The organism is Gimesia maris (assembly GCF_008298035.1).
In the GTDB taxonomy this organism is placed as follows: Bacteria; Planctomycetota; Planctomycetia; order Planctomycetales; family Planctomycetaceae; genus Gimesia; species Gimesia maris.
The window spans coordinates 3860771-3875486 of record NZ_CP042910.1; the positions used below are offsets into that span (position 1 = coordinate 3860771).

The following is a 14716-nucleotide window of genomic DNA, read 5'->3' on the forward strand; positions in this document are numbered from 1 at the left end:
ATATTACCAGGGCAATGTCGACAATACGGATATTATGTTAAAGTCGGATGGGGAAAACAGGGGCAGAAGTGGAAGGCGTGCGAACGGGCAATATTTTTAAGAGACCATAATAGTGTGCCGCTGACTTCAGGTGCGTTATTACAGTCAGTTTGTACTCACTTTAACTGCACAGCACTTATAAGATGGCTGACTGGAATGCGGATCAAACACCGCATCTGTCAACTGGTTAGTCTCTTCATAGTGCATGGGAATGAAAAGCTGTCCCGGCTGTACCGATTGAGTAATGAAGGCCCGTGCTTTCAGATGACCACGCTGTGATTCAACCATAATCCAGTCATTGGGCTGGATGGATTTGGCGCGGGCATCCTGGGGATTGATCTCCACATAGATCCGCTCGGGGTACAGCTTGCGGAGCACATCAGAATTCCTGGTCCTGGTCTGTGTATGCCACTGAGATGCGGTCCCTCGTCCGGTTAACAGAATGAAAGGGTATTGCTCGTTAGGTGGCTCCGGCATTTTGGAAGGCTCTGAAAAGATAAAACGCGCCCGTCCATTCTCATGAAAAAAGTGACCGTCTGCAAAGAGTCGGCGTTGCGACTCAGGAGGCTGTGACTCAGAATCGGGGAACGGCCATTGTATTCCCCCCTGCTCGTCCACCGCGGTGTAGTTTTCGATCCCGGAAAAGTCACACGGTTGACCTTTGGTTAACTGTTTCATCAACTGAAACACATCTTCCGGGGATTTCCAGTTTTTGAACATCTCGCCACAGCCCCAGTACTGGGCGATCAGTTTGAAGATGGAGAAATCGGACAATGCCTGGCCGGGAGCGCGTTTGACCCGTTTCACGCGACCAATCCGCCGTTCCGCATTAATGAAGGTCCCCTCTTTTTCACCCCAGCCGGCAGCCGGCAGAATGAGATCAGCAAATTTTGCGGTTTCCGTATTATGGTACATGTCCTGAACCACCAGGAAGTCGAGACGGTCCAGAATGTCGCGTACCTGACCCTGATTAATCCAGGAATGGGCCGGGTTCGTACAGATGACCCACAGTCCTTTGATTTTTCCAGCCAGAATTCCTTCGATGATTTTGTGATAAGGCCAACTGTTCTGATCGGGAATCCGTTCAGTGGGAATCGAGAGCACGCGGGCGACTTTATCGCGGTGTTCGGCGTTCAGAAAATCGTGTCCCCCCAATAGATTCGTGGTATTGCTGAATAACCGGGAGCCCATTGCATTACACTGCCCTGTAATTGAGTTGGCGCCGGTTCCCGGGCGTCCGATGTTGCCAGTCATTAACGCCAGGTTGATCAGAGCCTGTGCGGTACGGACACCCTGGTAGCTCTGATTCACTCCCATTGTCCACCAGAACGAAACCCGTTTGCCTGATTTGATCAGATCGGCAAACTTCTCGATCGCGGTCTGGCTCAGTCCCGTTTCTGAGATGACCCGTTCCAGCGAATATTCAGCCACATGTGCGGCAAATTCCTGAAACCCTTCGGTATGTTCCTGAATATATTGTTCGTCGATCGCGCCCTGCTCGATCAGAATACGGGCAATCCCGTAAAACAGAGGCAGATCTGATTTCGGATAGATCTGCAGATGCAGGCTGGATTGCATCGCGGTTTCTGTTTTGCGCGGATCGACGGCGATAATTTCAGGCGAATTGGGATTACGCATCACCCGTTCCCACATGATGGGATGGGCGATGCAGGGATTCGCGCCGACAAAGACCAGTACGTCTGATTCTTCCAGGTCCTGGTAGGTGAATGGTGGGGAATCGAAGCCAAACGACTGTTTGTAAGCGGTGACTGCTGAGGCCATGCACTGGCGGGTATTCCCGTCACCATGTTGCATGCCCATGCCAAATTTAGCCAGTGCGCCCAGGAAAGCCATCTCTTCCGTGACCATTTGACCTGTGCTCAGAAAGGCAACGGAATCGTCGCCATACTTCTGCTGGATACCTTTAAATTTGCGGGTAAACAGGCTCAAGGCGGTATCCCAGTCAACCGGCTCCCAGTGGTTGGGAGATTTTTTGACCAGGGGGCTGATGGCACGGTTGGGCGACTCCAGCACAGACAGGGCTTCCCAGCCTTTCGGACAGGCCATGCCGAGATTGACCGGATACTCTGTCGTCGGACTGACGCAGATTCCTTCTCCATCTTTTAAATGAATATTCAGGTTACATCCCGTACCACAAAAGCCACAAACCATCTGGGTTGTGGAATCAGGCAGGTTCTTTTCGGGGACCTTGCCCAGACCAAATCCGCCGGGAGAGAGTAACAACTCTCTGGTCAGGTGCCCCTCTTTCTGATGAATGAGGGAGCCTAAATTTGAGGGGTCCATTATAGACATCGAAACCGATTCCAGTGCGATAAAAAGTGAGTCATCGTAATACACCTGGCATGCGGGGAGCGGCGACCGCAGAGAAAAACAGGTAGCGTTCCAGCAGTTCACCAGCGAGGTTGGCGACAAACAGGAAGGTGACAATGATTAACAGGTTTAAGGTATGTAAAGGTTGAGACTGGTGATTTAACAAAAAGGCCGGCATCAGAATGCCTCCCAGAATACCACAGGCAAACCGTGCCAGCGTGATATTGGACAGCTCCCCACTCATTAAGAGTGCAGAACGTTTTAATGGAGAATTCTGACGCCGCAACAGATAGCGGAAGAGGGACGCTTCGAACGCAAGTTTGCAGACTGCAGTGACAATCAACGCTTTCGCCAGCATCGGACCTGCCTGGGTCACCAGTAACTTTGATTCCGGAGAACTGGAATAAATGCCCAGTAAGTAGAGCGTGAATAGAGTGGAAGTGATTCCCAGCAGTACGGCCGTCAGCCCGAACTTGATCAACGTGGATTCAAAGTTCCAGAACTCACGTTTTGTGAATACATAGATCATGATCGAACAGAAGATACCGATGATTCCCGTCAGTCCGACCAGTTGACCTGTCAGAGGCTGCCAGGTTTTCAAATATGCGAATGAGTCGCCGGAGAGCCAGGTCAACAGCGCATATGCCATGGCAGTATTGGAAAAGACACCAAACGCCAGGATCTCACGACTCAACCAGGAATGTTTAAGCCCCAGAATTCCCCGGAAGGCATATTGTGGTCGCCCCAGATGCAGTGTGCTGGCACCCAGCGCGACCAGGCCAAAGAAGAGTGCAAACGTGGCCGTAATCCGCGTCATGCCGGCAGTCGATTCGGCACTGAGGAAATATTCCAGCGCGAGACTGGTCAGAAAAGCGCCGACTGAAAGCTGTGTTAACACCAGCATGATTACCAGAGGCATGTGGGCGTGCTGCGGGCTGGCGGAATAATAATCCGCAGGGATCGTATTGCGGGGGAACGGTTTTTTTGATTTATAGGTGGTTGTCGGATAGGTATGTTGTGGATCGGGAGCGGCGGGCAGGAACTGATCAATTTCTGAATCGGCGATGACCTGTTCTTTGTTGACGATATTGATGGAAATTGCCTGGTGCGGGCAGGCCTGCACACATGCGGGGGCTTCTCCATCGGACAATCGCTGACTGCACATGTCGCATTTACGGACAATTCCTTTTTTGCTGTGATATTTGGGCACATCATAAGGACAGGCCAGTGTACAATACTGACAGCCAAAACACTGATCATCCAGATGCCGGACGATTCCCGTAATCGGATCTTTTTCGTAAGCATTGACCGGGCAGGCCTGCATGCACCCCGGGTCGAGGCAGTGATGACAGGCAGTGGTGACGTGCTGATAGATCGGGTCCTGGTTGGTTCCCCCCGTGAGCAACCCGACATCGCGCCAGGTTTCATTTTCATCCAGACCATTCAGAGAGTGACAGGCCGTCACACAGGCTTTACAGCCCGAACAGCGATCCAGGTCCACGCCGAACGCATACTGCTCACCAGACTGGGGAATTGCTGAAGGAATCAAATCCGCATAATAACGCGACTGTACGGGTAACTGGTTGGCATCATATTGTTTGGCAAACTGATCAATGGCTGTCAGTGTCTGTTGTTCTTTCAGCAGCAGTGAGATCAGATCGAATTCCTGTTCGGAGGAAGTTCCCCGCGGCGCCACAGAAGAACCAGCATTACTGGAACAAGACTGATTCAGATTGGGTCCGTCAACGTCGAAGTTCATGTGTCTCTATCTGGTTTTGTTTTTTTTATGAAATTGTTCACTGTGAATCAGTTCGTGTGGTACTCCCATTTCAAGAAGTCGAAGTGTGAAATCCTGATTGAAATTCCGCGGGCCACATAAAAAGAATCGGGATAACTCAACCTGGGGGATCTTCGAGATCATGAAATCAAAATTGAGTTGTCCACAATATCCCAGCCAGTGAGGAACCGGCTGAGAAAGTGTCAGAAAGTAATGGAAGTCCGGCATCTCAGTGATCAGGTCTCGTGTTTCCTGATCAAAGATAATATCTCGATGTGTCCGGGCACCATAAAACAGATAGCAGATCCGGTTCACGTTGGTCGCATGCAGATAACGCACGATACTCATCATGGGAGTGATCCCAATGCCAGCACACAGCAGAATGACAGGCTCGACATGTTGCGCAGGATCAAAGTGAAATTGTCCCAACGGACCTTTGAGAAACACATGACTGCCAACATGAATGTGATCAAAAAAATAATTCCCGACCTGTCCTGCGTGATTACGTTTAATGGTTAAATCAATCCGTTCCCTTTGATGGGGAGAAGAACTGATCGAAAAACTGCGCCAGACTTCCACTCCATTAATGTCGAGGCAGACTTTGACAAACATCCCCGGTTGATGAGGGGGAATCAATCCCTGTGAATTATCAAGTCGAAAAGTACAGACGTCGTCCGCTTCCTGGATAACCTTTGTGACGGGGAGCGATATCAGTTGATCTTTATGTATTTTGCAGTCTTGTTGATTGAATTGTATCATTCCATAACCTGTGCTTAGTGAGCGCCAGCACATTCCCTGTGATTGATCAGTTCGTCCAGTACACTGGAGTCCGGTAATTCCAGGTACACATTGTCCTGTTCGTCTATTTTAACCTTAAATACATTGACTTCATATTCTGATTCACCACTCAGGCAGGAACCATTCTCCAGCGAGAAGGTTTTTTTGTGTAGCGGGCAGGCGACTTTCGGGATACCAGCCGCATCACCGATAATTCCCCGCGACAGGACCATTGCCTTTTTGTGAGGACACATCTGCTGACAGGCATACCATTCACCACGGCTGGCGAAGTTGAAAACCGCAATTTGTGAATTACCATATTTTACAGTAGAACCGGCTTCTGCAGGAAAATCACTGATCGTTCCGACTTTGACCCACTCTCGTGGCTCCCTGTTCTGATCAGGTTTTTTCTCAGGTATTTTTATGTCGTCAAAAGCAACAAAATCAGGTGCCCAGTCAACGGGCCGGGTCTGCCCGCGTTGCGGAATCAGCTCAATTGATGTCTCATGCTCATCCGTGTTGACAAACTGCTCGAACAGCCGTCGTTTTTCCGGATTGGTGACCACTTCTTTCCATTCGCAATGATAAGTATCAACCAGGGATTGCATCATGCTTTCCAGCTCATCGCAGATCCCCAGCTTGTCTTCAATGACCACTTCTCGCAGATAATCGATGCCCCCTTCCAGCTTTTCCAGCCAGGTGGCAGTACGCGTTAATTTGTCTGCAGTCTGAATATAAAACATCAGGAAACGGTCCAGGTATTTAATGCAGGTTTCTTCATCTAGGTCTGATGCAAACAGATCGGCGTGCCGCGGTTTGGCACCACCGTTTCCACAGATATACAGATTATAGCCATGCTCAGTCGCAATCAGTCCAAAGTCCTTGCTCTGGGCTTCAGCACATTCGCGAACACAACCTGAGACGCCCCCTTTCAGTTTATGTGGTGCCCGGATTCCGCGGTAGCGTTCTTCCAGTCTAATTGCGAAGCCAACTGAATCCCCGATCCCATAGCGGCACCAGGTGGTTCCCACACAGCTTTTGACGGTTCGTAATGCTTTACCGTAAGCGTGCCCGCTTTCAAAGCCGGCATCAATCAGTTTCTCCCAGATTTCCGGCAGTTGATGGACCTCTGCCCCGAACAGATCCACACGCTGACCACCGGTAATTTTCGTATAGAGCCCGTATTCTTTACCGACCTCACCCAGCACGATCAATTTTTCCGGAGTGATTTCACCGCCGGGAACGCGAGGCACAATAGAATACAACCCCCCGCGCTGCATGTTTGCCAGAAAACGATCGTTGGTATCCTGCAGGCCGGAATGATTGATAATGTGATCGTTCCACAAACTGGCCAGGATGGAGGCAACAGCCGGTTTACAGACTTCGCAGCCATTTCCGGAACCGCAATCTTCAATTACTGCAGAAAAGGACTTGTGCTTCTTAACTTTGATGATGTCGAATAATTCGGTACGCGAATAATCAAAGTGTTCGCACAGCCGATTGCTGACCGTGATTCCCGCGGCCTTCATTTCGGCTTTAAAGACATCCGTCACCAGAGGCAGGCAGCCTCCGCAGCCCCCGCCGGCTTTCGTGCAGGCTTTGATTTCATCGACCGAGCTTAAATTCTGCTCTTTGATGGCGGTACAGATTTGTCCCTTCGAAACGTTGTTACAGGAACAGATCTGTGCGTCATCAGCCATGTCTGCCGCACTGCCACCAGGAATGCCTCCCCCTGCCCCCACAATCAGTTCGTGTGGCTTACAGGGAAGTGCATCGCTGGATTTCGCCATGATAGACAGGCTGCCGTAATCAGAGGCATCGCCAATCAGGATCCCGCCCAGCAGTTTTGTACCTTCTTTATTAAAGACCAGTTTCTTATAAACGCCGTTAAAAGGATCTTCGAAAGTCAGACTTTTGGAAATGTCAGGCCCCGCCTCGTAATCACCGAAGCTGGCGACATCGACTCCCATCAGCTTCAGTTTGGTAGAGAGATCGCTGCCGGAAAACTCCGCTTCACCGTTACATAAATGAGTCGCTGCGACTTCTGCCATCTGGTAACCGGGGGCGACCAGACCGTATACCATGCCGGAATGCAAAGCCACTTCGCCTACCGCGTAGATATCAGGATCGGAAGTCTGCAGCTTGTCATTGACCAGGATACCGCCCCGCTCGCCGACTTCCAGTTCGCATTCTCGCGCCAGTTCATCTCGTGGACGAATCCCCGCGGAGACAATAATCATGTCGAGTTCTAACTCCTCGCCATCCTGAAAACGGATGCCTGATACACTGGATTCACCCAGAACAGAGTCCGTAGCTTTGTTCAAATGCACCTGGACCCCGAGTTCTTCAATTTTCTGTACGAGGATCTTTGAACCCGCATCATCGATCTGGCGCGGCATCAGTCGTGGTGCAAATTCCAGAACGTGAGTTTCCAGACCCAGGTCAAGGGCCGCTTTCGCTGCTTCCAGCCCGAGTAAGCCTCCACCAATTACGGCTGCCTTTTTTGAATGTTTAGCGTAATCAATGATCTGTTCCAGGTCGTTGATTGTGCGGTAAACAAAGACACCACGGTTTTTAATGCCAGGTACGTTCGGGACGAAAGGATACGATCCTGTCGCGATGACTACTTTGTCATAGGGGATTTCAACCCCTTTTTGCGAACGAATCATTTTATTCTGACGGTCAATACTGACAGCGCGATCGGCCAGATGCAGGTCGATATTGTTCTCTGCATACCATTCCAGACGCGCCAGCATCAGTTTTTCGGCGTCGTTGTGGGCAAAAAACTGCGTGAGTCCCACCCGGTCATAAGCAGCACGAGGTTCTTCGCAGAAGGTGACAATTTTGTATTCCCGGGCCAGATCTTTTTCGACCAGTTGCTCGCACATGCGCAAGCCCACCATGCCGTTTCCGATCACAACCACATTTTTCTGTTGTCCCGAAGATTGCTGAATCACTTTATCAATACCTTATTAAATCAGAGGAGCGCGTAATTTGTGTCTCTCGCAGTCGAACGGTTATTGTCCCAGAGAAGCGGCAAGTTCCTTTTCGCCGGTTTTCAGTGTGATGGCAGAATCGTGAGCCAGACGTGCTTCTTCTTCCGTTTCTTCAGTGAACCGGACTAAAAAAGTCAGGAAGGCACAACTGGTAACAATTGCCCCGAGAATGAATAAAGCGGTAGGCCAGTTAATGGCTTGCGTTTTAAACAGAAATCCGGCAGAGACTGCCCCGGCATTTCCACCTGCACCCACGATTCCGGATACCGCTCCCAGTGCTTTTTTGTTGATAAAAGGAACAACAGAATACGTGGCTCCCTCAGACATCTGCACAAACAGGCTGAAGACGATCAAGGCCGGCAATGCCATCGCCAGTACGCTCATCTGTGAAAAGACCATTAAAGCAATTCCTTCACAGAAGATGACAACAAATAACCATTTCACTCGTCCGCTCAGGCCCCACTTCTGACCGAAGCGGTCGCCGAAGGCACCACCCAGGGTCCGGGCAAAAATATTCATTAACCCGAACATCCCCGCGAACAGGCCCGCCATCTTGATGGCTTCTGCAGTCTCCATTTTCTTGAAGTAATCGAAGTAGTCCAGAAAGTAGAGTGCAGCGATATTGTTGATGGTCAGCTCAATGCCGAAACAGGCACCATAAATCACAAACAACGCCCACACACGATGGTCTTTGCAGGCATTCCAGAACATCCCTTTCTGCATTTTCTTTTCAGGCAGTTTGCCAGCTTCGCGAAGTTCTTTGAAGTTCCCTTCCGGAGCATCCTGTGTCAGAAAATAATACGCGATTCCCGTCAGAGCGCACACCAGACCGGCGGCGAACATTGATGCCCGCCAGCCCATCGATTCACTGAATCCCAATACGCCGATAAACATTGTGAAAATCAGAGGCATCACAATCTGTGTGACACCCCCACCCAGGTTACCCCAGCCGGCAGAGGTTGCGTTTGCGGTCCCGACACAGTTCGGAGCAAACATGATTGATGTGTGATATTGGGTAATCACAAACGAAGCGCCGATTGCTCCAATTGCAATTCGAAAGATTAGAAATGTGGTATAATCATGTGCGAAACCAATTCCCATCACAGGCAGTGAACCGAGAACCAGAAGCCATGTGTAAGCGAGCCGGGGTCCAATCTGATCGCAGAGCCAGCCGATAAACAGTCGGGCGATGACAGTAATGGCAACCGAGCCGATAATGCACCAGCCGACCTGCTCCTGGGTCAGATGCATTTCCTCCCGCACGATCTTCATAAGCGGGGCGATACCAAACCAGGCAAAGAAACAGAGGAAAAAGGCAAACCAGGACATATGAAATGCACGCATCTGGGGCGTGGTAAAATTGAACAGATTGATTCTGGTTGCCTTATTTTGAATTTCCATTTCAGTGTGCCTTTTGCTGATGTCTGAGAGCGTTCGTAAGGTGAATTTGATCGATAGCAATTCACTTTCAGACAATCAAAAGGCGCACAATCAGCCCGGGAATGCGAGAGTGGGGATCGGAGTCAACAACACGGAAAACGTGCAATCATTTGCGAGAAACATCGCTCAAAATGATCTATTTAGATCATCTGGATTTCTCAACAGGCCCCGAATTATTGCTATCGTGATTAGTTGCTCTTTGGCTTCAAATGTTCTGTTTGAATTCACAGTCAGCGCAACCGCGATTCAAAGGAAAGCAAACCATGTAATGAATAACACATGAATTTGCAGTGACATTTGATGGTTAAGGCAAAGTGTATGCCAGAAAATAAGACAACTATATTAAGAAATGGGCAGCTTTAATCGATATGAAGAATTGTTCTACTATTTATGAGGAAAATGACGTTTTAATGTGTCAAAAAATATTAGTAGAACAGCTTGTTCACTCTAATAAATACGCAGTGTTTACCTCAAGTTGCACAGAAATAAGGCATAAATAATGTGCAAGTTGCGTTTTAATTACTGCAGAAGGCTTTTCTGAAGTACGTCTTTCGCCTGATCGAAATAAGGCTGCCATTCGATTTCCGGTTTACCGTATTTCAGGCAGTCGCGCACTTTCTGCAGTGTGTTCTTCGCCATGTGGGGGCAACGATTACAGGCACAGGTTTCTCCCGAGGAAGCCATGATACCAGGCACAGGAAGATAAGTGTGCTGCGGAGCTGACTTCTGCAGAGGATGAATCATATTCGCTTCGGTCGCGATCAGGAAGGTTCCAGGTTCTTTGACTGACATGACGTATTGGCGTAATTTTTCAGTACCGCCAATGATGTCCGAAACTTCGAGAATGGAATGCGGGCATTCCGGGTGTGCCAGTACCAGGGAACCGGGGTTATTCTTTTTGGCACGCAGTAAATCCTGGACACTGAAGATTTCATGCACCATACAGGAGCCAGGCCACAAAATCATTTCCCGTCCGGTCACTTCCTGCAGGTAACGTCCCAGATGCTGATCAGGCACAAAGAGGATTTCTTTATCAGCGGGGACCCGGTCAATGATTTCCCGGGCATTACCACTTGTGACGATCCAGTCACACAGGCTTTTGACTCTGGCACTGGTATTGATATAAGCGACCGTTTCGAAGTCACGACCTTCTGCCCGTAGTTGCTTCTGAAACTGATCGAGATCTCCAAACTGACAACTGTCAGCCAGCGAACAGCCTGCAGTCAGGTCGGGAAGGAGAACCGTTTTTTCCGGGCTGAGGATTTTTGTCGACTCAGCCATGAAATGGACGCCGGAAAAAACAATCGTCGAGGTCTTTACATTGACGGCATCGCGGGCCAGTTTCAGACTGTCGCCCGTGAAATCAGCAATTTCCTGAATTTCACCATCAATATAAAAGTGAGCCAGGAGTGTCGCATCCTTCTCTTTTTTGAGTGATTCAATTTCATCCATCAGATCAAGGGGATCTTCATAGACTTCATCACTGTGATCAATTGTGGGCAACGACATTGGCTTTTACCTTATAGAATATCTGTCCATACTCCGTTTCTGTGACAGACACGGAATACCAGTCAAAAGTTCAATAACTTCAATCAGTTAAATCTGGATGAGTTGAAACTCTTCGAGTACAACTACAGTACTATTGTTAATGGAAATTCATCCTCGTCAAGCGGGTGATATTCTATATAATTACCCAAAGGTTTAGAACTCTATGACAGATCAATCATTACGAATCCTGGTTTTTGGCGCTCATCCGGACGATTGCGATATCAAAGCGGGCGGATCAGCGGCCCTGTATCAGCAGTCCGGGCATACTGTCAAATTCGTCAGTGTGACCAACGGCGAGTCGGGGCATCAACGACTTTCAGGTACGGAATTAGCAGAAATCCGCCGCGCAGAAGCTGCGGCAGCAGGAAAATCTCTGGGAATCGAATATGAGGTGCTGCATAACCGGGATGGTTATCTGCAACCGACCATCGAAGCGCGGTTTGAAATCATCCGCCTGATCCGAAACTTTCAACCCGATCTGATCCTCACCCATCGCCCCAACGACTATCACCCTGATCATCGATATACTTCTCAACTGGTCTGCGACGCCGCGTATATGGTGACAGTCCCTCCCATCGTGCCCGATGTTCCCGCGCTGAGGAAAAACCCGGTCATCGCGTATCTCTCCGATCATTTTACCCGCCCCTACCCGTTTTCGCCGACAGTTGTAGTGGATGTCGAACCGGTCTGGGATCGCATGATTGACGCTTTGGACTGTCACCAGTCCCAGTTTTATGACTGGCTGCCTTATAATCATTTTTATGAAGAGGAAGTCCCTGCAGACCCCGCGCAGCGCAAAGCGTTTCTAAGTAAGAAAATGAAAGACCGTATCCGCCCGCTTGCTGATCGCTACCGTGATTTAGTCATTCAGACTTACGGAGAAAAACGAGGGCGGGAAATTCAGTTGATCGAAGCCTTTGAGCCATGTGAATATGGTTCCCCACTGACAGACGAAAATCGCAATGTATTGTTCCCTTTCCTGCCCTGATGCATTTTGAGTTTCACTTTTGAGAAATAACCCTTCCATGCGAATACCAGTTCTATTGCTGATGGCTGCCGTTTGTCTCTTAGTGAGAATTGATTCCACCGTGGCAGAGGAAACTGCCGCCGAACGTGGCTATCGCCTGCTGACGACAAAGGCTTATTTACCACCTGATTTTGATCAGGAGGTTCTGAAAGACTTATGGAAGGTCTGGCCGGAGGACTGGAGACAGAAAGCCGAACAGGCTTCGCCGGAAGAACGCCGCGAACTGATTTTTTCTTATTATGGAATCATGCACCGGCCTGGTGCTGAAGAGGCACCGCTGGGTTACGTTGTGACGCCCGAGCAGAAGTGGGTCATGAACTGTTTTACCTGCCATGGGGGGAAGGTGGCTGGGACTGTGATTCCCGGAGCCCCTAACAGCCATGTTGCCCTGCATACCCTGACCGAAGATGTGAGTAAAGTCAAACTGCAGCAGTTGAAAAAGCTGAGCCACATGGATCTGGCTGCGATCGGAATTCCGCTGGGCACGACGCATGGCACCACAAATGCCGTGATCTTTGGGGTGGTTCTCGATTCTCTCCGTGATCCGGATATGAATTTTGACAGGAACCGTCCCGTTCCCAGTCTGCTGCATCATGATATGGATCCCCAACCCTGGTGGAACGTCAAACGGAAATCGCGGATATACGCAGATGCCTTTATCACCAAGAATCACCGGGCATTGATGCAGTTTATTCTCATTCCACGAAATAACGCGGATAAAATCAAAAAATGGGAATCCGACTTTGCAGATATTCTGGCCTACATTGAATCACTGGAAGCCCCCCGTTATCGCTGGACCATTGATGAGAAACTGGCCCAGCAGGGAGAAATGATTTTCAACGATCATTGTGCCGACTGTCATGGTGCCTATGGCAAAGAAAGCGTTTATCCGCTCAAAACGGTTGCGATTACAGAACTCAAAACCGATCCCGCCCGTTTGAATTCGCTACCACCCAATTATCGCGCCGCATTGAACCTGAGTTGGCTGTCCCGCTACGGCAAAGATCCTGTGGTGGAAGACCCCGGTGGTTATGTGGCTCCTCCTCTGAACGGAGTCTGGGCCTCTGCTCCTTATTTTCATAACGGTTCCGTACCCACCTTGTGGCACGTGTTGAATCCTCAGGAACGTCCGGAAATCTGGCAGCGTACGGAAAACGGATACGATCAGACTCAGGTCGGGCTGGAAGTTCAGACGTTTACGAAAGTGCCGAAGGGCCTCTCCACGGTACAGAAACGACTTTATTTTGATACGAGCCAGTTTGGGAAATCTGCCAGAGGCCACGACTACCCTGATGAACTCACACAGGAACAGAAGAAATCCGTGCTGGAATATCTTAAAACGCTGTAATGAAATGCAGGAATCCCGCTTCCGCTTCCGGTTCCATGCCAAACAGATACATCATCGCCAGAAAGTTTACGAACAGCACTGCCAGCCCGGGATAAAATCCTGCAGCTGCGGTTGAACGTTCCATGGTAATTGGTGCACCCGCCGGTGGTTTCTCATTGGAAAGATAACCGGGCGTCCATTCGCCGCCATTCGGTTTGATGTATCTGACCCGCGTCTTCCACAGATACAGACAAACAACGATCAGAAACGCAACTGCCGCGAGTGTAATCAGGGGGTGGACCGACTGCGATTCATCGCCCAGTTTCGCAGCATTCTCGGGGAACTGACTCATCATTTTGGCCACCGTAACTGCGAATGCATTATTCAGAAAATGCACCAGCACCGGGGCCCAGAAACTTTTCGTCACAACATAGACGAAGTGCATGAACATGCCCAGGGGAATCACGGCGATCGCATGCGCCGGATGCATGTGGACGATGCCAAACATGACTGATGTAATCAGAATGCCGGGAATCAAACCCCACCGTGCCAGCAGGCCGCGACCGATGGCACCGCGGAATACAAGCTCTTCTCCAATCGCGGGACAGACGGCAATGACCAGGACCAATGCCCACAACGAACTCTTTTCTGCCATATCCTTGACGATTTCCATCGTCTGCATCTTATCAAACTGTTGCAGCCAGGGTATCTGCTCAGCAAAACCCGTCCAGATACCATAGGCGATACGATAAAATTCGCCAGACAGCATCGACAACGGTAACACGCAGATCAGTAATAGAAAACCAGTAGAGACTGCAAATGGCTGCAGGTTTAACTTGGAGAGCACACCTTTTCCGAAACGCAACGCGACTGCCGCGATCACGATGAATACAAAAACCCCCTGCTCGACTCCTGCCAGTTCCAGAGTGTGAGTCTCTGTGAGACCGGTAAGCTGCTCTCGCATTTCGGCGCTCGTGTCGGGAAGCTGATTTGTTGCCATCAGCAAGGCGAAGAAACCGAACAAGAATACAATCATTCCCGCAAAATGGGCCAAAATGACACCAATCAGCCAGAAGATCGATTCGAAGAGTCCGGGCCCCGGTGGTCGAACCGTCCTGGTGAGACGGGGCGCTTCTTCTGCGCCCGCAACCTGCACCGCTTCGTTTAAGAGATCGTCCATGGTCTTCTTCGAATCTTCCGAGAGGGGATCGCTCTGAAAATTCTCTGTCTGAGGACCTTCATTCTCACCCGGCGAATCGAATACAGGCTCCGATTGCTCGGATGAAGGGTTTTCGGAGGCAGCCATAGTATATATCAGTTTCCGGAAAGTATGCGGTAAGCATCCCTGCATTTGCAGGCAGAGATACGTTTTAAGTATAAGACTTGCAGGGTTTTATGTGAAATATATGAGTTAAAGGAACGCAGAACGTCCCTCATTCAGTCTATGTCTTAAT

Annotated in this window: 9 protein-coding genes; 2 read left to right on the top strand and 7 right to left on the bottom strand. The window is 49.8% G+C overall.

Annotation, left to right across the window (positions count from 1 at the left end):
• Window positions 1-144 precede the first annotated feature (144 nt).
• The 6 genes from GmarT_RS14355 to nadA form a co-directional block, all read right to left on the bottom strand.
• Window positions 145-2343: a molybdopterin oxidoreductase family protein gene (locus tag GmarT_RS14355; RefSeq protein WP_002646572.1), complete on the bottom strand. Its 2199-nt coding sequence runs from the start codon at window positions 2341-2343 to the stop codon at window positions 145-147.
• Between the two features lie 40 nt (window positions 2344-2383).
• Window positions 2384-4129 carry a DmsC/YnfH family molybdoenzyme membrane anchor subunit gene (locus tag GmarT_RS14360; protein ID WP_002646571.1) on the bottom strand — a complete coding sequence of 582 codons (1746 nt, stop codon included), beginning with the start codon at window positions 4127-4129 and terminating at the stop codon, window positions 2384-2386.
• A gap of 6 nt (window positions 4130-4135) precedes the next feature.
• Window positions 4136-4906: a ferredoxin reductase gene (locus GmarT_RS14365; RefSeq protein WP_002646570.1), complete on the bottom strand. Its 771-nt coding sequence runs from the start codon at window positions 4904-4906 to the stop codon at window positions 4136-4138.
• A gap of 14 nt (window positions 4907-4920) precedes the next feature.
• A complete protein-coding gene (gene nirB / locus GmarT_RS14370) occupies window positions 4921-7881 on the bottom strand; it encodes a nitrite reductase large subunit NirB (protein ID WP_002646569.1) in 2961 nt (986 codons plus the stop codon).
• Window positions 7882-7941: 60 nt separating this feature from the next.
• Window positions 7942-9321, bottom strand: a complete 1380-nt coding sequence (locus tag GmarT_RS14375; protein WP_002646568.1) for an MFS transporter — start codon at window positions 9319-9321, stop codon at window positions 7942-7944.
• 558 nt (window positions 9322-9879) lie between these two features.
• Window positions 9880-10869, bottom strand: coding sequence for a quinolinate synthase NadA (nadA, locus tag GmarT_RS14380; RefSeq protein ID WP_002646567.1), 990 nt, complete (start codon window positions 10867-10869; stop codon window positions 9880-9882).
• Window positions 10870-11071: 202 nt separating this feature from the next.
• Between nadA and GmarT_RS14385 the strand changes: the two genes are divergently transcribed.
• Both GmarT_RS14385 and GmarT_RS14390 read left to right on the top strand, forming a co-directional pair.
• Window positions 11072-11896, top strand: a complete 825-nt coding sequence (locus tag GmarT_RS14385) for a PIG-L deacetylase family protein (RefSeq protein WP_002646566.1) — start codon at window positions 11072-11074, stop codon at window positions 11894-11896.
• A 37-nt stretch (window positions 11897-11933) separates the two neighbouring features.
• Window positions 11934-13283, top strand: a complete 1350-nt coding sequence (locus GmarT_RS14390) for a c-type cytochrome (RefSeq protein WP_149302884.1) — start codon at window positions 11934-11936, stop codon at window positions 13281-13283.
• Here GmarT_RS14390 and GmarT_RS14395 read toward each other — a convergent pair.
• Window positions 13270-14568: a CPBP family intramembrane glutamic endopeptidase gene (locus tag GmarT_RS14395; RefSeq protein WP_002646564.1), complete on the bottom strand. Its 1299-nt coding sequence runs from the start codon at window positions 14566-14568 to the stop codon at window positions 13270-13272. The two genes, GmarT_RS14390 and GmarT_RS14395, sit on opposite strands and share 14 nt — an antisense overlap.
• Window positions 14569-14716 lie beyond the last annotated feature (148 nt).